At 69.4% G+C, this 22,730-nt stretch carries 20 protein-coding genes and 3 pseudogenes; 12 read left to right on the top strand and 11 right to left on the bottom strand.

Annotated features, from left to right (window positions below):
• Positions 1-120 precede the first annotated feature (120 nt).
• The 3 genes from MKW14_RS33735 to MKW14_RS33745 all read left to right on the top strand — a co-directional run bounded on the left by MKW14_RS33735 (position 121) and on the right by MKW14_RS33745 (position 3,462).
• Positions 121-936 carry a DUF3558 domain-containing protein gene (locus MKW14_RS33735; RefSeq protein WP_240869440.1) on the top strand — a complete coding sequence of 272 codons (816 nt, stop codon included), beginning with the start codon at positions 121-123 and terminating at the stop codon, positions 934-936.
• Between the two features lie 118 nt (positions 937-1,054).
• Positions 1,055-2,005 carry a DUF3558 family protein gene (locus MKW14_RS33740; RefSeq protein ID WP_240869443.1) on the top strand — a complete coding sequence of 317 codons (951 nt, stop codon included), beginning with the start codon at positions 1,055-1,057 and terminating at the stop codon, positions 2,003-2,005.
• 155 nt (positions 2,006-2,160) lie between these two features.
• The gene (locus MKW14_RS33745; RefSeq protein WP_240869446.1) at positions 2,161-3,462 is read left to right on the top strand and encodes a DUF2637 domain-containing protein; all 1,302 of its coding nucleotides are present in this window, start codon (positions 2,161-2,163) and stop codon (positions 3,460-3,462) included.
• A gap of 100 nt (positions 3,463-3,562) precedes the next feature.
• Here the strand turns inward: MKW14_RS33745 and lysS are convergent, their stop codons facing one another.
• A complete protein-coding gene (lysS, locus tag MKW14_RS33750) occupies positions 3,563-5,305 on the bottom strand; it encodes a lysine--tRNA ligase (protein WP_240869449.1) in 1,743 nt (580 codons plus the stop codon).
• Positions 5,306-5,432: 127 nt separating this feature from the next.
• Here lysS and argS point away from each other — a divergent pair, with 127 nt between their 5' ends.
• Positions 5,433-7,190, top strand: a complete 1,758-nt coding sequence (gene argS / locus MKW14_RS33755; protein ID WP_240869451.1) for an arginine--tRNA ligase — start codon at positions 5,433-5,435, stop codon at positions 7,188-7,190.
• Here argS and MKW14_RS33760 read toward each other — a convergent pair.
• Positions 7,168-7,593, bottom strand: a complete 426-nt coding sequence (locus tag MKW14_RS33760) for an ATP-binding protein (RefSeq protein WP_240869453.1) — start codon at positions 7,591-7,593, stop codon at positions 7,168-7,170. The genes argS and MKW14_RS33760 overlap by 23 nt on opposite strands.
• Positions 7,594-7,706: 113 nt before the next feature.
• Between MKW14_RS33760 and MKW14_RS33765 the strand changes: the two are divergent.
• Together MKW14_RS33765 and MKW14_RS33770 are read left to right on the top strand one after the other, a co-directional pair.
• Positions 7,707-8,535, top strand: a pseudogene (locus MKW14_RS33765) (helix-turn-helix domain-containing protein).
• A complete protein-coding gene (locus MKW14_RS33770; RefSeq protein ID WP_240869455.1) occupies positions 8,532-8,774 on the top strand; it encodes a DUF397 domain-containing protein in 243 nt (80 codons plus the stop codon). The pseudogene MKW14_RS33765 and the gene MKW14_RS33770 overlap by 4 nt, the downstream one beginning before the upstream one ends.
• Here the strand turns inward: MKW14_RS33770 and MKW14_RS33775 are convergent.
• Positions 8,758-9,573 carry a class I SAM-dependent methyltransferase gene (locus tag MKW14_RS33775; protein WP_240869470.1) on the bottom strand — a complete coding sequence of 272 codons (816 nt, stop codon included), beginning with the start codon at positions 9,571-9,573 and terminating at the stop codon, positions 8,758-8,760. The two genes, MKW14_RS33770 and MKW14_RS33775, sit on opposite strands and share 17 nt — an antisense overlap.
• A 74-nt stretch (positions 9,574-9,647) precedes the next feature.
• Here MKW14_RS33775 and MKW14_RS33780 point away from each other — a divergent pair, with 74 nt between their 5' ends.
• The 3 genes from MKW14_RS33780 (at position 9,648) to MKW14_RS33790 (ending at position 12,471) form a co-directional block, all read left to right on the top strand.
• On the top strand, positions 9,648-10,238 hold the full coding sequence (locus tag MKW14_RS33780; protein WP_240869473.1) for a TetR/AcrR family transcriptional regulator: 591 nt from the start codon (positions 9,648-9,650) through the stop codon (positions 10,236-10,238).
• 406 nt (positions 10,239-10,644) lie between these two features.
• The gene (locus MKW14_RS33785; protein WP_240869475.1) at positions 10,645-12,063 is read left to right on the top strand and encodes a phage exclusion protein Lit family protein; all 1,419 of its coding nucleotides are present in this window, start codon (positions 10,645-10,647) and stop codon (positions 12,061-12,063) included.
• A gap of 15 nt (positions 12,064-12,078) precedes the next feature.
• Entirely contained in the window at positions 12,079-12,471 is a 393-nt protein-coding gene (locus tag MKW14_RS33790) for a hypothetical protein (RefSeq protein WP_240869477.1), read from the top strand.
• Here the strand turns inward: MKW14_RS33790 and MKW14_RS33795 are convergent.
• From MKW14_RS33795 to MKW14_RS33810, 4 genes and pseudogenes are all read right to left on the bottom strand, one after another.
• The gene (locus tag MKW14_RS33795) at positions 12,437-12,709 is read right to left on the bottom strand and encodes a hypothetical protein (protein WP_240869480.1); all 273 of its coding nucleotides are present in this window, start codon (positions 12,707-12,709) and stop codon (positions 12,437-12,439) included. The genes MKW14_RS33790 and MKW14_RS33795 overlap by 35 nt on opposite strands.
• Positions 12,706-13,434: pseudogene (locus tag MKW14_RS41675) on the bottom strand (AAA family ATPase). The gene MKW14_RS33795 and the pseudogene MKW14_RS41675 overlap by 4 nt, the downstream one beginning before the upstream one ends.
• A 48-nt stretch (positions 13,435-13,482) precedes the next feature.
• A complete protein-coding gene (locus tag MKW14_RS33805; protein WP_240869484.1) occupies positions 13,483-14,109 on the bottom strand; it encodes a DUF4276 family protein in 627 nt (208 codons plus the stop codon).
• The gene (locus MKW14_RS33810; RefSeq protein WP_240869489.1) at positions 14,106-15,527 is read right to left on the bottom strand and encodes an AAA family ATPase; all 1,422 of its coding nucleotides are present in this window, start codon (positions 15,525-15,527) and stop codon (positions 14,106-14,108) included. Before MKW14_RS33810 ends, MKW14_RS33805 begins: the two co-directional genes overlap by 4 nt.
• A 540-nt stretch (positions 15,528-16,067) precedes the next feature.
• Here MKW14_RS33810 and MKW14_RS33820 point away from each other — a divergent pair.
• A pseudogene (locus MKW14_RS33820) lies at positions 16,068-16,256 on the top strand (IS5/IS1182 family transposase); the annotation flags it as partial.
• A gap of 66 nt (positions 16,257-16,322) precedes the next feature.
• Here MKW14_RS33820 and helR read toward each other — a convergent pair.
• Complete coding sequence (helR, locus tag MKW14_RS33825; protein WP_240869491.1) at positions 16,323-18,485, bottom strand: RNA polymerase recycling motor ATPase HelR; 2,163 nt, start codon at positions 18,483-18,485, stop codon at positions 16,323-16,325.
• Positions 18,486-18,631: 146 nt separating this feature from the next.
• Between helR and MKW14_RS33830 the strand changes: the two genes are divergently transcribed.
• Positions 18,632-19,399: a DUF4253 domain-containing protein gene (locus MKW14_RS33830; protein WP_240869493.1), complete on the top strand. Its 768-nt coding sequence runs from the start codon at positions 18,632-18,634 to the stop codon at positions 19,397-19,399.
• A gap of 202 nt (positions 19,400-19,601) precedes the next feature.
• Here the strand turns inward: MKW14_RS33830 and MKW14_RS33835 are convergent, their stop codons facing one another.
• Positions 19,602-20,504 (bottom strand): SAM-dependent methyltransferase, encoded by a 903-nt coding sequence (locus MKW14_RS33835; protein WP_240869495.1) that lies wholly within the window; start codon positions 20,502-20,504, stop codon positions 19,602-19,604.
• Positions 20,505-20,788: 284 nt separating this feature from the next.
• On the opposite strand from MKW14_RS33835, the gene MKW14_RS33840 reads away from it, so the two are divergent.
• Entirely contained in the window at positions 20,789-20,986 is a 198-nt protein-coding gene (locus tag MKW14_RS33840; protein ID WP_240869497.1) for a hypothetical protein, read from the top strand.
• Positions 20,987-20,991: 5 nt separating this feature from the next.
• On the opposite strand, the gene MKW14_RS33845 is transcribed toward MKW14_RS33840, so the two are convergent.
• Both MKW14_RS33845 and hemB read right to left on the bottom strand, forming a co-directional pair.
• On the bottom strand, positions 20,992-21,360 hold the full coding sequence (locus tag MKW14_RS33845) for a DUF805 domain-containing protein (protein WP_240869500.1): 369 nt from the start codon (positions 21,358-21,360) through the stop codon (positions 20,992-20,994).
• Positions 21,361-21,641: 281 nt separating this feature from the next.
• On the bottom strand, positions 21,642-22,634 hold the full coding sequence (gene hemB, locus MKW14_RS33850; RefSeq protein WP_240869503.1) for a porphobilinogen synthase: 993 nt from the start codon (positions 22,632-22,634) through the stop codon (positions 21,642-21,644).
• Between the last annotated feature and the right edge of the window lie 96 nt (positions 22,635-22,730).

Consider the following 22,730-nt stretch of genomic DNA (forward strand, 5'->3'; position numbering starts at 1 on the left):
CGGCGCCAAGGTCTACGAAAAGGACAGCGGACCGGCGGTCACGGCGTTGCGTGCGATAGACATTGTCTGCAGGGGTGCCCCCTGCGCGGCAAGCGATTAACCAGCGAGAGGAGCCTGACCGTGCAGCGGAAGGCGTACGTATCCGGCGTCGCCGCGCTCCTCGCGGCGCTGCTGGCCGGCTGCACCGGCGGCTCCAGCGGCGGCGGCACGACGGACGACGCGAACCGGGGCAACGCCGGCACGGCCACCCCCGCCGCCCAGCCGGGCAAGTACGACACGCTCCCGGAACCCTGCAGCGCGGTCAGCCACAACACCCTCGACTCCCTGCTGCCCGGCATCAAGCAGATCGCCGACCAGGACCAGCGCCAGAAGGCGTACGAGGGAGAGGCCGACCTCACCTACGACACCGACCGCAAGTCCGGCTGCCGTTGGAAGGTGGAGTCCACGGACGCGACGGACCATCTCCTCGTCGACTTCGAGCGGGTGGTGTCGTACGACAACGCGGTGAGCGACGACGCCGAGGCCCAGCAGTTGTTCGCGGCGAAGGTGGAGGCGGCGGACCTGCCCGAGCCGACCACCTCCAGCTCGGCCGCGGGCGTCACCGCCGACGCCGGTACCTCACCCACCACCTCGTCCTCACCCTCCTCATCACCCTCGCCATCGGCGTCCTCCTCGTCGTCCGCGGCCCCCTCCGACCTCCAGCCCCGCGTCCTGTCCGGTCTCGGCGACGAGGCGTTCCTCGACGACGTGGTCAGCGGCTCCGGTTCGACGGCTCAGCAGCGCACGGTGACTGTGGCGTTCCGCACGTCGAACGTCATCGTGACCATCGAGTACACGGAGCAGCCGGCCACCGTCGGCACGGTCCCGGACAGCAAGGAAATGCAGGACAGGGCAAGGAAACTGGCCTCTCAGCTGGCGGACACGCTGGGCGGATAAGGGGTGTTCACCGCTCCCCCGCGTCCCTTCGCAAAGCTTTCAAAGCAAAACCGCACAGCTTCCTCACCGCGTACCGTGGCCCCTCGGACCCGATCCGACGGCAGGAACCACGAGCGTCATGAGTGAAGGAACCATGCAGCGACCAGCACAGCGAGATGAGCTCGACCAGCGAGAGAAGCGGGCGGGGCGCCTGGGCCGTGTCCTTGTCTGCGCGGCGGCGGTCCCCGTGATGCTGATCGTCGCCGGCTGTTCCTCGGACTCCGGCTCCGGTGACAGTGGGAGCAAGGGGTCGCAGAGCGGCGGGAAGACGTCCGCGTCGGCGGGCGGGAGCGCGTCGCCGACGGTGCAGGCGGCGGCGTACCGGACGATTCCCGACTCGTGCGGGACGTTGTCGCAGAAGACGCTGACCTCGCTGGTGCCGAAGGGGGTCAAGTCCGCCAAGAAGGGCGCTTCGGACGAGGCGGGCACGCGGGCGAGCTGCTCGTGGAGCAGTCTGGCCAACAACGGTGTGAAGGGCTCGCAGTTCCGCTGGTTGAACGTGTCGCTGCTGCGCTTCGACTCGGACGCGGCGCGTGGTGAGGGCAACCAGCTGGCGCACGTGTACTACGAGAAGCAGGTCAAGGACGCCCAGTCGGTGGCGGGCGCGAAGAACGTGAAGTCGCAGGCGGTCGCCGGGACGGGCGACGAGGCGACGGCGGTGCGCTACGACCTGAAGAAGAAGGAGGGCGCCTTCAAGCAGCAGACGGTCGTGGCGCGGGTGGAGAACGTGGTGGTCACCCTCGACTACAACGGCGCGGGTCTGGCCGGTGACAAGACGCCGAACGCCGACGATCTGAGCAAGCTGGCGCAGCAGGCGGCCAAGGAGGCGGTGGCCTCGGTGGCGGCGGCCAACGGCGACGGCGGCCAGGGCGGCGGTTCCGGCGGCGGCTCGGGTGGCGGTTCGGGTTCGGGCACGGCGAAGCCGTCGCCTTCGAAGTCCGCGGCGCCGTCGGCGTCGGCGTCGAAGGCCGCGAAGTCCTCCGCGTCCCCCTCGGCCTCCCCTTCCTCCTCAGCGTCGCAGAAGAGCTGACCGTCACATCTGGACGGCAAATCGCAGCTCAACACCGCATTTTGACGGAGCCCGGCCCCCGGTGAGGGCCGGGCTCCTCCCGTCCGGCAGTACGACTGACATACACATGTGCCACCCTGTTGCGCGCAACAACACGCAAGGGGAGGGGAGTACGGGTGGCCGCGCCACTGCAGCTGACTCGGATGCACCGCGTTCTCATCGGCGTGGTCGTGACCGGCGCCGTGATCATCGCCGGCATCGGCTTCGCCGGTTCGTACGCGGCGGTCCGCGAGTTGGCCATCAAGAAGGGCTTCGGGAACTTCGCGTACGTGTTCCCGATCGGCATCGACGCCGGTATCTGTGTCCTGCTCGCCCTGGACCTCCTCCTGACCTGGATCCGCATCCCCTTCCCGTTGTTGCGGCAGACGGCGTGGCTGCTGACGGCGGCGACGATCGCCTTCAACGGCGCGGCGGCCTGGCCGGACCCGCTGGGTGTGGGCATGCACGGTGTGATCCCGGTGCTGTTCATCGTCGCCGTGGAGGCGGCCCGGCACGCGATCGGCCGGATCGCGGACATCACGGCCGACAAGCACATGGAGGGCGTGCGGCTGACCCGTTGGCTGCTGTCCCCGGTGCCGACCTTTCTGCTGTGGCGCCGGATGAAGCTGTGGGAGCTGCGCTCCTACGAGCAGGTCATCAAGCTGGAGCAGGAACGTCTCGTCTATCAGGCGCGGCTGCATTCGCGGTTCGGCCGCGCGTGGCGCCGCAAGGCTCCGGTGGAGTCCCTGATGCCGCTGCGGCTGGCCCGTTACGGCGTCCCGCTGGCGGACACGGCTCCGTCGGGCCTGGCCGCGGCGGGCATCGAGCCGGTCCTGCTGCCCCCGGCCCCGGCTCCGACGCCCACGCAGCAGATCGCCCCGCCGCCGGTGAACCGCGCGGTGGAGGCGCCGAAGGCTCCGGAGCCGGTGGAGCAGTACGACTACCCGCCCGAGGCGCCCGAGCCGGAGGTGAGCCCCTGGCTGCACGCCCGGCACCCGCAGCAGATCGAGTACCACGGCGACTACGACCCGACGTACGACCCGGAGCAGTACGCCCAGTGGTACGCGGAACAGCAGCAGGCCGAGCAGTACCAGCAGGAGCAGTACCAGCAGGAGCAGTACCAGCAGGAGCAGTACCAGCAGGAGCAGCAGTACCAGGAAGAGCCGTCCCCGGAGGAGACCGGCAGCTTTCCCATCCCGGTGAGTCCCGGCCGTACCCGCGAGCTGGGTGAGGGAGGCGGGCCGCCGGAGCTGACCGAGGAGGACTACTACCTGGTCTTCAAGAAGTCGATAGACGGCAGCTATCCCACCTCGGGCCAGTTCAGGGACGACGTGGAGGCGACCTACGGCACCGCGCTCCCGCAGCGGGAGGCCGAGCGCATGGTCAACCGCTTCACCAACCGGCACACAGCGGAACTGCAGGAAGACCACATCGCCTGACCGGCACCGGCGCAGGCAAAGGCGCAGGCACAGGAAAAGGGGCCCTCGGCAGAGGGCCCCTTTCCGTTGCCGTTACGCACTGCTCGCTGCTCGCTACTCGCTACTCGCCGAGCAGGCGCCGCACCCGGTCCTGTCCCACCGCCAGCAGCAGCGTGGGCAGTCGCGGGCCCGTGTCGCGCCCGACCAGCAGGTGGTACAGCAGCGCGAAGAAGGTCCGCTGGGCCGTCTTGATCTCGGCCGGCAGTTCCTTGGGCGTGGCGTCGGCCGCGAACCCGGCCTGCACCTTGGGGACGCCGTAGACGAGGTGGGTCAGGCCGTCCAGCGACCAGTGCGACTCCAGTCCGTCGAGCAGCAGCCGCAGCGACTGCTGGGAGGCCTCGTCGAGGGACTTCAGCAGTTCGGCGTCGGGCTCGTCCCGCACGATGGTGCGCTGGTCGGCGGGGACCTGGGTGTTGATCCAGGACTCGGCACGGTCGTACCGCGGGCGTGCCTCGTCCAGCGAGGCGAGCGGGTTCTCGGGGTCGAGCTCGGAGAGGATCCTGAGCGCCTGGTCCTCGTGTCCGGCGGTGATGTCGGCGACCGAGGCGAGCGTGCGGTACGGCAGCGGTCGCGGCGTCGTCGGCAGCGCACCGGCAGCCGTGCCCACCGCGCGGGCGTGCGCGGCGACGTCACCCGGCAGGGACGAGCCGTCGGCGACCTTGGCGTCGAGCTTGTCCCACTCGTCGTAGAGCCGCTGGATCTCCTGGTCGAAGGCGATCTTGAAGGACTGGTTGGGCCGGCGGCGGGCGTAGAGCCAGCGCAGGATCTGCGGCTCCATGATCTTCAGGGCGTCGGCGGGCGTCGGCACACCGCCGCGCGAGGAGGACATCTTCGCCATGCCGCTGATGCCCACGAACGCGTACATGGGGCCGATGGGCTGCTTGCCGCCGAAGATGCCGACGATCTGGCCGCCGACCTGGAAGCTGGAGCCGGGGGACGAGTGGTCGACGCCGGACGGCTCGAAGACGACGCCCTCGTAGGCCCAGCGCATCGGCCAGTCGACCTTCCAGACCAGCTTGCCGCGGTTGAACTCGTTGAGCCGGACGGTCTCGGAGAAGCCGCAGGAGGTGCAGGAGTAGGTCAGCTCGGTGGTGTCGTCGTCGTAGGACGTGACGGTGGTGAGGTCCTTCTCGCAGTTGCCGCAGTAGGGCTTGTACGGGAAGTAGCCGACGGAGCCGGAGGCGGAGCCGTCGTCCTCGCCGGCCGCGCCGGAACCCTCGGCGGCCTCCAGTTCGGCCTCGTCGACCGGCTTCTGGGACTGCTTGGCCGGGGCCTTCTTGGTGCGGTACTGGTCGAGGATCGCGTCGATCTCGGCCCGGTGCGCGACCGCGTGCAGGATCTGGTCCCGGTAGACGCCGGAGGTGTACTGGGCGGTCTGGCTGATCCCGTCGAACTCCACGCCGAGCTGGGCCAGCGACTCGATCATCGCGGCCTTGAAGTGCTCGGCCCAGTTCGGGAACGGGGAGCCCTTCGGCGCGGGAACGGAGGTCAGCGGCTTGCCGATGTGCTCGGCCCAGGTCTCGTCGACCCCGGCGACACCCGCCGGCACCTTGCGGTAGCGGTCGTAGTCGTCCCAGGAGATGAGGTGGCGCACCTCGTGTCCGCGGCGCCGGATCTCGTCGGCGACGAGGTGCGGGGTCATCACCTCGCGCAGGTTGCCGAGGTGGATCGGACCGGACGGCGACAGCCCGGAGGCGACGACGACCGGTTTGCCGGGGGCTCGACGCTCCGACTCCTCGATGACCTCATCCGCGAAACGGGAGACCCAGTCGGTGGTCTCGGTGCTCTGAGCCACGATCGGCACGTCCTTCTTTCTGAACGGGTGACGCTCCATTGTCACAGACGCCCCCGCGCCCGGGAAAACCGCTTTACCTCCCATGGGATACTGGTTGGGTCTATCGATCCCCACGAGGAGAACGGCACCCATTCCTATGGCCCCGGTCACGTCCCTCAGCGACTCCGTCAACCAGCAGCTCACGAACGCCCTCTCGGCCACCCTGCCGGAGGCCGTCGCGGAGCCGCTGCTGCGACGCAGTGACCGGGCGGACTTCCAGGCGAACGGCATCCTCGCCCTCGCCAAGAAGGCCAAGGCCAACCCGCGTGAGCTGGCGACGCAGGTCGTCTCGCACATCGTGACCGGCGACGACCTGATCAAGGACGTCGAGGTGTCCGGCCCCGGCTTCCTGAACCTCACGATCTCCGACCGGGCGATCACCGGGAACCTCGCCGCCCGGTACGCGGACGGCGACCGCCTCGGTGTGCCCCTGAAGGAGAACGCGGGCATCACGGTCATCGACTACGCCCAGCCGAACGTGGCGAAGGAGATGCACGTCGGTCACCTGCGCTCCGCGGTCATCGGCGACGCCCTGCGCGGCATGCTCGACTTCACCGGCGAGACGACGATCGGCCGGCACCACATCGGCGACTGGGGCACCCAGTTCGGCATGCTCATCCAGTACCTGTTCGAGCACCCCGGCGAGCTGGCCCCGGCGGACGACGTCGACGGCGAGCAGGCCATGTCGAACCTGAACCGGGTGTACAAGGCCTCGCGCGCGGTCTTCGAGGCGGACGAGGAGTTCAAGGAGCGGGCGCGGAAGCGGGTCGTCGCCCTGCAGTCCGGCGACAAGGAGACCCTCGACCTGTGGCAGCAGTTCGTGGACGAGTCGAAGGTCTACTTCTACTCGGTCTTCGAGAAGCTGGACATGCGGATCCGGGACGAGGAGATCGTCGGCGAGTCCGCGTACAACGAGGGCATGCCCGAGACCGCCCGGCTCCTGGAGGAGATGGGTGTCGCGGTGCGCTCCGAGGGCGCGCTCGTGGTCTTCTTCGACGACATCCGGGGCAAGGACGACCAGCCGGTGCCGCTGATCGTGCAGAAGGCGGACGGCGGCTTCGGTTACGCCGCCTCGGACCTGACGGCGATCCGCAACAGGGTCACCGACCTGCACGCGACGTCCCTGTTGTACGTGGTGGACGTACGCCAGTCCCTCCACTTCAAGATGGTCTTCGAGGCGGCGAGGCGTGCGGGCTGGCTGACCGACGCCGTGACCGCGCACAACATGGGCTACGGCACGGTGCTCGGCGCGGACGGCAAGCCGTTCAAGACGCGTGAGGGCGCGAGCGTACGGCTGGAGGACCTGCTGGACGAGGCGGTCCAGCGGGCCGCCGAGGTCGTACGCGAGAAGGCCCAGGACCTCACCGAGGACGAGATCCAGGAGCGGGCCGCGCAGGTCGGCATCGGCGCCGTGAAGTACGCCGACCTGTCGACGTCCCCCAACCGGGACTACAAGTTCGACCTGGACCAGATGGTCTCGCTGAACGGCGACACGAGCGTGTACCTCCAGTACGCGTACGCCCGTATCCAGTCGATCCTGCGCAAGGCGGGCGACACGAAGCCGGCCGCCCACCCGGAGCTCGAACTCGCCCCGGCGGAGCGGGCGTTGGGCCTGCACCTGGACGCGTTCGGCGACACGGTCTTCGAGGCGGCCGCGGAGTACGCCCCGCACAAGCTGGCGTCCTACCTCTACCAACTGGCGTCGCTCTACACGTCGTTCTACGACAAGTGCCCGGTCCTCAAGGCCGATACCCCGGCGCAGGTCGAGAACCGTCTGTTCCTGTGCGACATGACGGCCCGTACGCTCCACCAGGGCATGGCGCTGCTCGGGATCAGGACGCCCGAGCGTCTCTGACCTCGAACTCGCACCACACGGCCTTGCCCAACTCGCGCTCCCGGACACCCCACTTGTCGCTCAGGGCCGCGACCAGCAGCAGTCCGCGCCCGCCTTCGGCCCCGGTGTCCCCGCTCTCCACAATGCGGGGCTCGCCGGGGCCGCTGTCGTGCACCTCGACGCCCAGCACCCGTCCGTCGTAGCGCAGGAGCAGCCGTGAGTGGCGGCCGGGCGGGACGCCGTGCAGCAGGGCGTTGGTGACCAGTTCGCTCACGCAGAGCAGTACGTCGTCGGCGCGGTCGGTTCCGGCGAGGCCCCAGCCGGTCAAGGTCTCCGCCGTGAACCTCCGCGCGGCCTGCACGGATCGGCGCTCACGGCGGAAGAACCGCTCGCGCAGGGTGGGGAGTTGGATCGTGTCATTCACAGGACGAGAGTTGCGCAGAGTGACTAGTGTTGATCACTCCGTAAATCCGTACAGATTTTTTGTACGGGCTCGCACCCGGTGACGTACGCGCCCCGAGGGGGAGGGAGTCCTGCATGAGTGCCAGGAGGCCACCGCGGCCGAAGAACCTCACGTCCATGAAGATGCTGGGCAAGCAACTGGGCGCCGCGCGTCGCGCCGCGGGCCTCACCCAGAGCTCCCTCGCCGCGGCCGTCCGGGTCGACGAGGAGACCATCGCCTCGATCGAACAGGGCAGACGCGCCCTGAAGCCGGACCTGGCCGCCGCGCTCGACGACCTCCTCCAGACCAAGGGCACGTTGTCGGCGGGCGTGGCCAACCTCCCGGACATCGACCAGTTCCCGATGTGGGCGGAGCTTTACATGGAGCATGAGAGGGAGGCGATTGCGTTGTCCTGGTACGACAACGCGGTGCTTCCCGGTCTGCTCCAGACGGATGCGTACGTGCGCGGGGTACTGCGCAATCGTGTCCCCGCCTACGACGAGACCGAGATCGAGACGCGTACGGCCGCCCGTCTCGAACGCCAGGAGATCCTGCACCGCAGGAATCCGCCGACCTTGAGCTTCATCGTGTGGGAGCCGGTGCTGCGCATGCGCATCGGCGGGGCGGAGGTGTGGCGCGAGCAGCTTCGGCACCTGGCGGGCGGTGGCTGAACTGCCCTGCGTGTCACTGCAGTTCCTGCAGCTGGACAGTCCATACAACGCGGGCCTGAACGGCCCCTTCACGCTGCTCGAAACACCGGACCACCAGCACCTCGCCTACACCGAGTCGCAACGCGGCAGCCAGTGGGTTTCCGACGCAGATGAGGTGTCCATCCTCGCGCGCAAGTATGCGATGCTGCGGACGCAGGCTCTGACCACCCAGGATTCCATGGGCCTGCTCGACCGCCTGCTAGGAGACGAATGAGCACCGAATCACTGGAGTGGTTCAAATCGAGCTACAGCGGCGACGAGGGCGGACAATGCGTCGAAGTCGCCTTTTCATGGCGCAAGTCCAGCCATAGCAGCAGTGAAGGCGGCCAGTGCCTCGAAGTTGCTGTCGGCCCCCACACCATCCACATCCGCGACTCCAAGAACCCGGCGGACACCGGCCCCACCCTCCAGGTCACCCCGTCCGCCTGGGCCGCCTTCACCGCAACGAGGTGACGAGGGCCAGCGTCGCGTAGGGCACCGTCACGGTGCCGCCCCGCGCGTCGATGGCGGAGCCCACCGCGTCCAGAAGCTCGGCCAGCGCGTCGGCGGGCAGGCGCGTGAACGCGCCCTGCGTGGGCAGGACGTCCAGCCAGGCGTCGCGGGTGTAGGTGAACTCCCAGTCGTAGCGCCACCGTTCGGGCTCGGTGAAGCCGCCCGCCGCGCGGATGCCCTCGGCGGCCCGGTCGAGGAAGACCTGGTAGCCGTCGATCATCGAGCGCTGCACGGCCGCCCGGAAGTCGAACGGCGCGTCCGGCATGAGGCGTTCGGCGACGTCGGCGACCACTTCCGCGAGGTCCGTCGGAAGGTCGGCGACGTTCCAGAAGGGGACCAGGAGGCCGCCGGGACGAAGAGCCTGCGCCGCTCGCGCCGCGCCCCCGGTGAGGTCGATCCAGTGCCAGGCCGTCGCGGCGACGACGGCGTCGAAGCGCCGCTCCCCCGGCTCCCAGTCCTCGAACTTCGCCCCCTCCGTCTCCGTGCCGAGCCGTCGGGCCAACTCGGCCATGCGGGCGTCGGGTTCGACGCCGAGGACCGTGCAGCCGGCCGCCTGGAACTGCCGGGCTGCGATGCCGGTTCCGCAGCCGACGTCCAGGACGTCCGTGCCGGGCGCGGCGGCGACGATCCGCCGGATCAGGGGATCGGGGTAGCGAGGGCGGGCGCGGTCGTAGCGCTCGGCGTCCGTGCCGAAGGACTCGGCGATGTCGCGGTGCCGGTGGGGCTCGGGCGTGTGCCCGGAAGACGCTAGAGTGGGCATGCGCCCACCATGGGTGGGCACGCGCCCACTCGTCAATGGGCGCTCGCCCACTCACGCCGTACAGGAAGGACCGCATGCCGACAGGAGTGGCCATCCGCGACCCCCGCGAGCAGCTCTTCGCCGCCGCCCAGCGCATCCTGCTCCGGGACGGTCCGAACGCGCTGACCAGCAGGGCGGTCACGACGGAGGCCGGGGTCGCCAAGGGCGTGCTGCACCGGCACTTCGCGGACTTCGACGCCTTTCTCGCCGCCTTGGTGCTGGACCGCATCCGTCGGGTGGAGCGTCAGGGCGAGGCCCTTCGGGAGGCCGCCGGGACCGGAACCGTCACCGGCAACCTCACCGCCGCGCTCGCGGACCTCTTCGACCCGGTGGCCGTCTCGGTCGTCGGCCTTGTCATCGCCCGCGACGAACTCCGCGCCCGGCTGCGGGCGGCCGGTTCGGCCGGCATCCCGCTGATGACAGAGGCGGGGGCGATGCTCACGGCCTACCTCACGGCCGAACGCGACCTGAACCGCCTCACCCCCGAAGCCGACGTACACGTCCTCGCCCCGACCCTCCTGGGCGCCGCCCACCTGCTGTACGCGGACCGCGAGGCGGGTCCACCGTCCGAGGACGCCGTACGCCGCATCGTCGCGACGGTCGTCGCGGGTGCCCTGCGGGGCTGACTGGCGTGCGTATCGAGTCGGGCTCGGAGGTGGAGGCCGGCACCGTAGCTTCGGAGACATACTCGTATCGCAGCGTGACACTGGCGATGATCGTCCACGAGGCAACCGACAGCAACACCTCTACAGGCAACCACGCTCAACGTGAAGTGCCTCTGAAAACCAACCCGGCTGGCGCAGGCAGCACGTTCCCAATCCTGAAATCCGCAGGACAGATGGCCGTTGACGCACAAGGCTCAAGTACTCACAGGGGTGCCCGGGGCGCGAGGAGGTGGTCGGGCTGCTCGTGCCAGTCCGTTCACGCAGGCGGACGACGGATGGGGTCGCGGAACTGATGTGACCTCAACGCTCCGCACGCCCGCCTGAGTTCTGCCATCCTGTTTCTCCCGGTCTAGGGGGAGGCGAGGGCATGGCGGGGGACGCGAGTGAGTCCATGGCGAAGGCCCGTCGGCGTGTCCTGGCCTCCGACCGGGTAGGGCAGTTGCGGGAAACCCGCCGCAGGGCCGAGAAACTGGGCGCCCACAGTCTCGTACAGGAGGTGGACGAACTCCTGCGCCTGGCAGTGAAGGGCGAGGACCCGCTGGCGCTCGCTCTGGAGCACATACTGCGTGCGGTCCTGGATGCCGCCGCGGAGACGGCGCGCTGCCCGGACGGTGTCTCCATCGAGGTCGGTACGCTCGGTTACGACCTCAAGTCCGCTCTGCTGGCGAAGACGCTGCCCTTCGATGACGGGTCCAGGCTCATCCTGGTGAGTGACGCCCTGGGGTCCATGTGCGACATGCTCGCCAGGATCTGGGCCCTCAACCTGTCCCCTCGGCAGAGCCGGGTGGCCCCGTTCGGGTACCTCGGACTCACGGCCGAGCGCCGAGCACGCGAGCCGTGGCAGGACCCGACCATCCAGTCCTCCGTGGCACTCCTTCGATGGCACGGACTTCATCAGCGCTACCACAGCGTCCCCGCCAAACTCCGGGTACTTCTGGAGGAGCGGTACCGCCGCCTCGTTGACCGCTTCAACCTGGTGTCCGGGGCGTTCATCGTCGCCCATGAGGTGGGCCACATCCTCCTGGGGCATCCCCTCGGCCCCAGCGATGCCGCCGGCACCCGCAGCGTCCGGTTCGGTCCGGAAATGGAGCATGAGGCCGATGACTTCGCCATGGCCGTCCTGGACCGGATGGTGCGTGACACCATGCAGGCCGGCCGCACCGGAGCACTGATCGCCCTCCTGGCGTTGGAGTCCGAGGAGAGCTTCTCGTTCATCCGTCCGCAGAAGACGCACCCGCCCGTCACGGAGCGGATCGAGCGGACCCTCGCGGGGATGGGAGGCTTCCAGAGGTCCGGATTGGCTGCGTTGGCGCGGCCGCTCGTCAGGGCCTGCGGGGGCGCGAGTGACGTCCGACGTCCGATCCCGGATGAGTGGTGGGACGGGCTGATGGCCAACTCCCGGGTGAGCAAGGAGACACATGGCCCTTCCCACTTCGAGATCATCAGCTTCAAGGACGGCCTGGCCGGGGTGAAACCCGACCGGTGGATGGAGCTGATCGGGGACAGCGTCGCCAAGAAGGGCCAGCCCGATGTTCGGCAGGGACTGCGCGCCATCTTTGCCGGGCAGGTGCGCTCGGGACTCGCCCAGTGGGGGGTGCCCCCTGCCGTCGCCGACGCCGTCGACGATCCGGAGCGCTCCTTCACGGCCTACTGGCTGCTGACACGCATACAGGAGGAGGCTACCGTTCTCGCCGGCGCGGAGACGACCTACCGGTTCGCCGTGTCTGCGGCCGCGGTGAACGCGATCGACCTCCACATCCGCCAAGAACGCCAAGAACGCCAGTAACCAGCAAAGGGAGAAATGGTGACGAATTCTTCCGGTCGGTCGGACGACCGCGCGGTCGAGGCTGTGGAGAAGTACCTGGAGTGGAGCGAGGAGCAACTGTTCGCCGCTCTGGGAGCGGAGTTGGTGGGCGGAGGTCTCGGTCTCGGCGGTGAGGACCAGGACGAGAACGAGCGATTCGCCCGGAAGTGGTTCAGCCGCAACGTCGACGAACTCCGCAGCAAGATCTGCTTCACGCCTCAAGCGCAAGGGCTGATGGGCGCGACGGGCGACCGGACGGTCGAGGTCGCCACTATCGCGGAACTTCTCTCCGAGGCCACGAGTCTGGGGGCGCATCCGAGCATGCTCGTGTCCGTCCTGATCGCCCGCATGGGCCTCACGATGTTCTGCCGGGACGCCACTCCCCGTTGACGGCAGTGGGATGCCCCAACCAATGCACGGCGGAACCGAGGTCCGGACCGGACTTCTTGCGCAGCCGCACCGGGTCGTTGATGCGGACCAGCTTGGCCGCCGCGTCGAGGTCGGGCCAGTGAGCACGTATGAGGGTGGCAAGGTAAAAGTCGTTCTGGTCCTCACCGGCCAGCACGATGACGCCCCGATCCTGGTCTCTGGAGGGCCGCCCGCCGCTCTGCCGCGCCTTCGGGGTCACAGTTCCCCTCCGGTGAGATCGCCGCCCAGCACCCCGGAGAACCACAGCTCCCCGAGCGGCTGTTCGCCAGACTCCTCGACGATGTCCTTCACCTCGTCGACGGTGAGAGCAGGGATCGACTTCCTCGAACTCGATGTTCTCCAACTGAGGGAGGACGGCCCGGCGTCAGCGACCAAAACATCCAGATCTCCTCCCGACCACTGAGGTGGATCAGGAACCCGCCAAGGTTCTCGGCATGCGCTGAGAGGGTGACGAAGTCCGCGCCGCGCAGGCGGGTCGGCTGCCGGGCCGCCACGTCGACATCGAACACCCGGAACAACAACAGCCGGTCGGCGACCCGGTCACCTCGTCGCCGCCGTCGGTGGGACCGAGCCGGGGAAGCGTGGACAGGCCGCTGCTCAGCCTCCGGATACTGAAGTCATTGAGGGTGGAGTTGGTCGTCCACGTCGCCTTGAGGTTGACGTGCATCAATGTGGGCGGCGTGGTCCCACCCCAGAAAGCCACCTCGTCGAACCCGCCGCCGCGTCCAGCGCTGGCTTGAGGTCGGTGCGGATGATGTCGGCGAGGAAGCCGAACACCTTCAGCACGTTGGACTTGCCCGCCCCGTTCGGGCCCACCAACACGTGAGCGGACCGAGCGGCACGGTCACGTCGCGCAGACTGCGGAAGTTCGACGTGCGGTTCGAGGAGACGGCCAGGCGCGGGGAACCTATCGAGTGGATGCACGGAACGGCGGACCCGCTGTCGCGGAGGGTGGCGGCACAGGGCGTGCTGTCATGCACGGTCGAGCGCTGCTCTGAGATCGGTCATGAAGGCCTGCCAGGAAGGCAGTACGGACACTGGTCCATGAGGGTCCAGAGCTTCCAGGAGCTTGTGCCGGTGCCGGGGGAATCGGCTGCGGAACGTGGCCAGACGGCGCCCGGAGACACCGCTCGCCGTCGCCAGGGTCTGCTGCAGAACTTTCTTCGGGTCGGCGATCCGCTCGGCGCCGCTCCCCTTGGGAAGGTCGAGTGCCATACGCCCACGCGGGTTCTCCGCGACCCGGCGGATGGCCGCTTCGTCGAGGAGCAGCCAGGCTTCCAAAGCACGCACGGGAACGACCGCAATGTGCGGTCGGCCGGGCCATTCCGAGGTCACGGCCTCGGCCACCTCCTGGTGCCGCTTTCCCGGATCCACGCCGTCGGCGTCTCGGTGCACGATCACCAGGTCGTAGGCGTCATCCAGGCTCCGCACCGCACGGAGCTTGTCCGCCACGGCGTGGCAGTCGGTCAATCCGAGGCGACCGAAGTCAGGAGCGGTGACCACGGCCCGCGTTCCGGCCTCTGCCGCCACCGCCTCGATGTGAGGCACCAGCCCGTTGTCGCTCGTGCCCTCGCCGGTGAAGAGGACGCGCAGAGTCACGCCGCCCCCAGATCAAGGGTGATCTGAGCCCCCGGCGGAGTGGTCAGGTAGGGGAGGATGTCCGCCTTGGTGACGTAGTCCCGCCGTCCGTGCGCGACGCGCCACGTACCCTGCAGCGGGCGCAGCCGTAGGCCGTGGACCAGTCCACCGTCCTCCGTCCGCTGCATGGCCGCATCCGCGAAGAGGAGATCGTCGGGGGACACGAGCTGCACGACACCGGGTGAGTGGGTGTTGATGAGAACCTGGCGGAAGGGATTGTCGGGCCCGGGTTTCTCGCTGGGGTCGACCGCGAGTTCCCGGACCAGCTCCACCATTGGGTTCAGGTTCGCCGGATGGATGCCGTTCTCGGGTTCCTCCATGCAGATCATGCCCCGTACGGTCGGATCCTCGAGCAGCACGCACAACGCCAGGAAGCGGAGCGTGCCCTCGGACAGGCTGCGCGCGGGCAACAGCATCCCGTCCGCCTCCCGGACCTGGACCGTCAGCAGTTGCCGTACCTCGTCCTGGTCGACCGTGAGTTCGCGGACCTGCACTCCCGTGAGATCCGACAGTCGGCCGGCCACGCGCGCGTACACCTGGTCGGGATCCGTCTCGGGCAGGGTGTGCGCGACCCGGTAGAGGGCGGCGGGCAGGTGCGAGCCGTCGACGTCCATGCTCTGCGGATCCATGTACCGGTCCGCACTGCGCAGAGCGGAGGGCTCCAGCGCGAGCCTGCGCCACGACTCCATCTCCCGCCGGGCGGCGAGGATCGTCGGATCGTCGCTCGACGTGATGGTCGAGACGACTGTGGCCGGGGCGCGTGAGGCCGCCGCCGGTTTGGGCTGACCGCGACTGCCGCCGTCCTGATGGATCTTGACGATGGGCTCGCCGGACGACGCGTCCGTGTCGGTCGAGATGTAGGGAGCGCCGCTGCGGTGCCCGATGATCACCTCGTTGCGGAAGCGGCCGGCGCTGTGAGGAAACCGCAGGTGGTTCTTGGCGGCGCCCTTGATGATGTGCTGCAGGTTCTCGCGAAGCAGCGTCAACCGGCCGAAGCGGTCGAGCCCGGAGGGCTCCTGATAACCGATCTCCAGCTCATAGCGCAGGAAGGAGGTCGTCGGTTTGGCCACCCGCCCGAAGTCGTCCTCGATGACCGGTGGGACGATCATCTCGGCGGCGAAGCGCATGCGGTGCCGCCCCGCCCCGTATCCCTTCCAGAAGAGATCTCTCGGGTCGCCGTGGCGCTCGCCGTGCACCCCGCGGACTTCCTGCGCGGCCTCCATCATGGACCGGTCAGCGAGGAGGGACAGGAACTGGATCGCGTCGAACACGTTCGACTTGCCGGTCCCGTTCTCTCCCGCGATGCAGGTGAACGGTCCGAAGTCGATCGACAGGTCCAGCAGGTTCTTGAACCCGTGGACCTCCAAGCGGGTCAGCATCTGCCCTCCGTGAGGTCTGGCTTCCACTCCTGGACGGTCATCGTCCAGGAGTGGAACATCGTTGCTCAGCGTATCCGGGACGGCTGACAGCGGGCTGCGCATTCGGTGTGGTCATTCCGCCGAGGACCGGCGCGTACCCAGGGACGCCCACACGGTCTTGCCGTGGCCGGAACGGCGATCGGTGACGCCCCAGCCGTCGGCCAGGGCGGTGACGAGGAGGAGGCCGCAGCCGGACTCGGATTCGGCGTCGGGATCCGTGGGGGGTGGTGACGATGGGCCGACGGTCCGCGCGGGTGTCGGAGACTTCCAACCGCAGGCGCGTGCCGTCCGCCTCGGTGGCCAACCGGACGTGGAAGTCCCGGAATCCGCCCGTGCCGTACGGCGTTGGCACGCAGCTCGGCGGTGATCAGGGTCAGCGTCTCGTTGACGTCGCCGTCGTAGGGGTGGCCCCAGGAATCCTGGCCGTGGGGCGGTCGCAGACTCCTTGTAGCGCCGCCAGGTGTGATCATCTTCGTGTCGGCAAGCTGGCCGGCCGTGGAGGTCGCCGAGCAGTCGCAGAACTACCGATACGCGGCCAACGATCAGGTCGTCATCGACACCGACAACCAGCTCGTCGCCTCCCTCGGTCGACCGCTTCCCGGTAACCGCCACGACTGCAGGGCATGGGAGTTGTCCGGTGCGCAAGCCGCCGTCGGCGTGGCCACGGTGATCGCAGGCAGAGGTCACCAACGGAGCTCTTGCCGCTTCTCGTCATTTCAGCCCGGTCGGCAGGACAGCGCGCTGGTAGTTGAGGGGTCAAGCCGCCAGGGGAGTCCGGAGGACGACCAGGCGTTGGGTCGCGCGGGTCATCGCCACGTAGTGGTCGACCGCGCCCTCGATGCCGTCCCCGAACCTCTCCGGGTCGACGAGGACGACGAGGTCGAACTCGAGGCCCTTGGACAGTTCCGGGGTGAGGGAGCGGACGCGGGGGGTCGGGGGGCGGTAGGCGGGGGCGCCGATGACGCAGGCGATGCCGTCGGTGTGCTCGGCGAGCCAGGTGTCGAGGGTCGCGTCCAGGTCGGTGGCCGGGCCGTGCGTGACCGGGATGCCGCCGCTGCGGATGGAGGTGGGCACGTTGGCGTCGGGGAGCGCTGCCCGGATGACCGGCTCGGCCTCCGCCATGATCTCCTGCGGGGTGCGGTAGTTGACGGTCAGGGAGGCCAGTTCGACGCGGTCGAGTCCGACGCGTTCGAGGCGTTCCTGCCACGACTCGGTGAAGCCGTGCCGGGCCTGGGCGCGGTCGCCGACGATGGTGAAGCTGCGGGACGGACAGCGCGAGAGCAGCATCTGCCACTCCGCGTCGGTGAGTTCCTGCGCCTCGTCGACGACGATGTGCGCGAACGGGCCCGCGAGGAGGTCCGGTTCGGCGGCGGGCGGCGCGTCCAGGGGGACCAGGGAGTTCTGCAGGTCCTGGCCCTTCAGCATGGTCATCAGCATGCGCTGCCAGTCGTCGTCGGTCTGCTGGAGGTTCTCCGTGACCTGGGCCCGGTAGGCGCGTTCGGCGGCGACCTCGGCCTCGTGGCGGCGCCTGCGCCGGGACGCCTCCGGGTCGCCGAGCCGCTGCCGTGCCGCGTCCAGGATCGGCAGGTCCGACACCGTCCAGGCCTGCGGCTCGGCGCGCTGGAGCCGTCGTACCTCGTCCCGGTCGAGCCAGGGCGCGCACATGCGCAGATAGGCGGGCACCGACCACAGGTCGCCGACCAGGTCGGCCGCCTCGATCAGCGGCCAGGCGCGGCCGAGGGCCGCGTTCAGCTCCTGGTCCTGGCGCAGCGCCCTGCGGAACTGGTCGGGCGGGATGTCGCCGTCGTACTTGTCCATGAGGATCGCGACCAGCCGCTCCCAGACCTGGTCGCGGGCCTCGTTGTGCGGGGTGCCGGGTTCCGGGGCGTCGAAGGCCTCGGCCCAGTCGTCGGCGGTGAGCGGGATGCCGACCCAGTCGACGGTGACCGTGAGCCCCTCGGTGGGCGGCTCCTCGTAGAACCGGACGGCCTTCTCGACCGCCTTCACGAGGTCCGCGGACTCCTTCAGCCGGGCCACCTCCGGATCGGCCTCCACGCCCGCCGTCGCCCCCTCGGCGACCAGGTCCCGCAGGACGCAGGTCTGCACGCCCTCCTCGCCGAGACTGGGCAGCACGTCGGACACGTACGCCAGATACGGCCGGTGCGGGCCGACGAACAGCACGCCGCCGCGCCGGTGGCCGAGGCGAGGGTCGGAGTAGAGGAGGTGGGCGGTGCGGTGCAAAGCGACGACGGTCTTGCCGGTGCCGGGACCGCCGTCGACGACGAGCGCGCCCCGGGAGCCCGCGCGAATGATGGCGTCCTGGTCGGCCTGGATGGTGGCCAGCACGTCCCGCATGCGCTCGGAGCGGTTGGTGCCGAGGCTGGCGATGAAGGCGGACTGGTCGTCGAGCGCGACGTTGTGCTCCAGCTGGTCGGCGGTGAACACCTCGTCCCAGTAGTCCCTGATCCGCCCGTCGGTCCAGCGGTAGCGGCGACGGCTGACCAGGCCCATCGGGTTGGCGTGGGTCGCCGCGAAGAAGGGCTCGGCGGCCGGGGAACGCCAGTCGGTGAGCAGGCGGCGGCCCTCGTTGTCGGTGAGCCCGAGACGGCCGATGTAGACGGGCTGCTCGGGGTCGTCGGCCTGGACCATGCGTCCGAGGCACAGGTCGAGACCGAAGCGGCGCAGGGTGCGCAGCCGTCCGTTCAGCCGGTGCACCTCGATGTCCCGGTCCATGGCGGCCTGGCCGATCCCGCCGGGCGCCTTGAGTTCGGCGTCGAGGCGTTCGGACACCTCGGTGATCGCCTGCTTCAGGCTCGCCGCGATGGCCGCGAACTGCTGCTCGTCGCGGGCGATCAGCGCGGGGTCGGACTTCGCGGTGAGGTTGTCGGAAAGGTCGAACGCGGACAAAGACACAGACACTTCCTGAATCCCCCATTTACCCAGCTTCTCGGCTTCGGCCTGTGATTGTGCGCCACGAGGGGGGCCTTGCCGCAAGGCCCCCCTTGCGCTATAAGTTGAAAGTGGCGGGGAGTGTGATGTCAGTGCCTCCCTCTACAGTCACCGACATGGCGACACTTCCGAACCCCCTCCCGAGGCTCACGTCCCTCGGCTTGAGGCTGCCCGCGGGCCGACTGGTCGACGAGACGACCGAAGGACCGTGGCACGAACCCCTGTTGTGGCTGGCGGAGGAGCAGGCGACGGCCGGCGCCTGGGCGCGTCTGCGGGCAGCCGCTCCGCAAGCCGGGCTGCTGCCGGTCCTGTTGGACGTGGGCGGAGGCCATGGCGAGCCCGAGGGCTGGGAGTTGATGCCGGGGGAGGTCTCCTATCCCGGTGATCACGACGCCGACGAGGTGCTGGCGGCGTTCTGGGACGAGGACCCGCTGGAGGACGAGGACTGGCCGGGGCTCGCGCCCTCCCCGGTGCCGGCCGCCGACCCCGACGAGCGGGCCGCCGCGGTCGCCGACTCCCTCACCGACGGGCGGCCCTGGTTCAAGGAGCCGCACCTGGCCCTGGTGCCCGCCCGCCGCAGCGCCGACATCCCGGCGGCCATCGGCTGGAGCGGGCCCGTGAACTACGAGGAGGACGTCGCCCGTCTGTGCGCGGTACTGCGCTCCTGGGAGGACCGCTTCGGCATACGGGTCGTGGCGCTCGGCTTCGACCACCTGGCCGTCTCGGTGGCGGCGCCGCCCACCGACCTCGCCGAGGCGGAGGCGGTCGCCGCCGAGCACTACGCCTTCTGCCCGTACACGGTCCTGGTGGACACCGACGACACCCTCACCTCGCACGCCCAGAAGCTGGTCGGCGAGCGGATCTGGCACTTCTGGTGGGACTGACGGCCGGCCGCGCTGAAGACTCGACACGGCTCGCAGCGCGATGTCGACGCGTTCCATCTGATCGACGGGGATGTCTCGATGGTGTGGACCCCCGCACGTCACAGCGACGGCGGCGAGGCGGGCAGGGGGCGGCCGGTCGGAGGCACGCCCGAAACGCCCCGGCCCACCCGCGCGGCGGGACGGGACGGCTCCCGTTCCGTTCTCAGGCCTTGCGGCCGATTCCCGCGTACACGTTGATGTCGGCGTCCGTCACGTCGTTGATGTCGGCGTACCGGACCTTCTCGATCGCGTCGAGGGTCTCCAGGTAGGAGGCCTCCGGCTGCTGCGGCACCGGGGCGGCGTTGTCGGCCCGCCACCGGTGGGCGGGGACGACCCCCGGCTCGGCGAGTTCGAGGGAGCTCTCCGTGAAGAACCGCTCGACCTCGGCCTTGGACCGCAGCACGAAGGTGAACCCCCGCTCGGTGTACGTGCGTTGGACCGCACGGATGTTCTCGGGGTTGAGGTCCTCGGTGAGGTGGCTGAGCACCAGCCGGCTCCCGGAGGGCAGCGCCTCCATCAGCTCGCGCACGATCGGGTAGGCCTCCGCGTCCTCCACGAAGTGCAGGATCGCCACCAGGCAGAGCGCGATCGGCTGGTCGAAGTCCAGCGTCTTCGCTGCCTGTTCGAGGATGTGCGCCGGGTTGTTGAAGTCGGCGTCGATGTAGTCCGTACGGCCCTCGGGCCCGCTGGTGAGCAGGGCACGGGCGTGGGTGAGCACCACCGGGTCGTTGTCGACGTACACCACCCGTGAGTCGGGGATGATCCGCTGGGCGATCTGGTGGACGTTCTCCGCGGTGGGCAGGCCGGTGCCGATGTCGAGGAACTGACGGATGCCGTCGTCCTGGGCGAGCGTGTTCACCGCGCGGCGCAGGAAGTCGCGGTTGTGCCGTACGTCCAGGTAGCCGCGCGGGTTGGCGGCGAGCGCGGCGGCGGCCGCGGCGCGGTCGACCGGGTAGTTGTCCTTGCCGCCGAGGAAGACGTCGTAGACCCGGGCCGGGTGCGCCTTGGTGGTGTCGATCCTGCCGCGCAGCAGGGCGGGGTCTTGGCTCAGTGCGTCACCGGACACGGGTGTCTCCTGGAGAGTCGAGGCGGTCGTACGGGCGACCACGACCAGTCGCCAACAACCTAACTCCCGGCCGTACTTGATGGTGCCCGACCGGCGATCCCGCCGTTCCGGCACCCACGATCCGTCCCGCGAGCCCCCTGCGGGAAACCACGTCCCAGCAGGTCAGACGACGTCCCGTCACGTCGGCGTCCCGAATCTCGCGCGGACTGTGGCGTCGATGGCCGATCATCACTCAGGCTGAGGCCCGCACTCCAGCCGCCACCCCACAGAAGGCCCCCACGCCCATGCCCGCCACCCGCCGCTCGCTCACCGCCCTGCTCCTCGTCGCGCTCGTCGCGCTCGGCCTGACGGGATGCCAGGACGGCACGGGCCTCAAGGACGAGGGCCCGGCGACCCGTCACGCCCGGTCCCTGCACGCCCCCGGTCCCCCGTATGCGAAGAGGCCGCCCGGCGGGGAGCCGGGCGGCCTCGGAGGTCGCTGAGGAGATCAGCCGGCGTAGACCGGCGCCTCCTTGGGGTTCGGGCCGTACTTGTTCGGACCCGGCTCGCTGTCCAGGCAGGTGAAGACCAGCAGCGTGATGCCGCCGACGAGCGGGACGATCCCGAACAGCAGCCACCAGCCGGACTTGCCGGTGTCGTGCAGCCGGCGGACACCGACGGCCAGGCTGGGGAGCAGGATGGCGAGGTAGAAGACGCCCAGAAGCGCGATGCCCGCCATCGACTTCGACGCGCCGGCGATGACGGCCAGCACGATGTAGATGATGCCGACGAACAGCGCGTACATCCAGTACTCCTTGCGGCGCGCGCGCCCGCTGAACACCGCGTACTTCTTCAGCGCTTCGAGAAACCAGCTCATGGTGCGTCCCCCAGGGATCGACGTTCGGACCATCCGGAACGGATCAGGCCAGTCGCAGAAGGTAGGGACGGTGACGAGAACTCGTCAATTCCCCATGGCCGGCACACGAGTTCGCGGAAATACGGACAGATCCATCCGAGATCCATCACCGACCACGACGAATCGCCCGCCGTGCAACGCGAGTTCACGGGATCGAGTTGCTTCCGTTGCCGAACCGAAGGCGTTCCGATGCCGGTCGGTGGCCGATTCGAGGCCTGATCTGTTCCGTACCGTTGCCCGGTTCAGCGCACCTTCCGCGCCACCTCGGTCGCCCAGTACGTCAGGATGTTCCGCGCGCCGGCCCGCTTGATGCCGGTGAGGGCCTCCAGGATCGCCCGGTCGCGGTCGATCCAGCCCTTCTCGGCGGCGGCCTCGATCATCGAGTACTCGCCGGAGATCTGGTAGGCGGCCACCGGAACGTCCACGGTGTCGGCGACCCGCGCGACGATGTCGAGGTAGGGGCCGGCGGGCTTGACCATCACCATGTCGGCTCCCTCCTCCAGGTCCAGCGCCAGCTCCCGCAGCGCGTCGCCCACGTTCGCCGGGTCCTGCTGGTACGTCTTGCGGTCCCCCTGGAGCGAGGAGCCGACGGCCTCGCGGAAGGGGCCGTAGAACGCGGAGGCGTACTTGACGGTGTAGGCGAGGACGGCCACGTCCTCCCGCCCGATCTGGTCGAGCGCGTCCCGGATGACCCCGATCTGCCCGTCCATCATCCCGCTGGGGCCGACGACATGGGCGCCGGCGTCCGCCTGCACCTGGGCCATCTCGGCGTACCGCTCCAGCGTCGCGTCGTTGTCGACGCGCCCCTGCGCGTCGAGGACACCGCAGTGCCCGTGGTCGGTCGTCTCGTCGAGGCACAGGTCGGACATGACCAGCAGCTCGTCGCCCACCTCGGCGCGCACATCGCGGATCGCGACCTGCAGGATCCCGTCCGGGTCGGTGCCCGGCGTCCCGATGGCGTCCTTCTTCGACTCCTCCGGCACCCCGAACAGCATGATCCCGGAGATCCCGGCCTCCACCGCCTCCGCGGCCGCCTTCTTCAGGCTGTCCCGGGTGTGCTGGACGACACCGGGCATCGCGGCGATCGGCACGGGCTCGCTCACGCCCTCCCGCACGAAGGCGGGGAGGATGAAGTCGGCCGGGTGCAGCCGCGTCTCGGCGACCATGCGCCGCATCACGGGAGTGGTCCGCAGCCGACGGGGTCGGGCACCGGGAAACGATCCGTACTTCGACATGCCCTCTACGCTACGCCCGCCCCGTGGGCACCTTTGCCGACGCCGTGTCGAGCGCACCCGTGGGGTGCCGGGAACGGTGGGGCGTCCCCGCGCGGG

The organism is Streptomyces gilvus, assembly GCF_022513565.1.
GTDB classification, from domain to species: Bacteria; Actinomycetota; Actinomycetes; order Streptomycetales; family Streptomycetaceae; genus Streptomyces; species Streptomyces gilvus.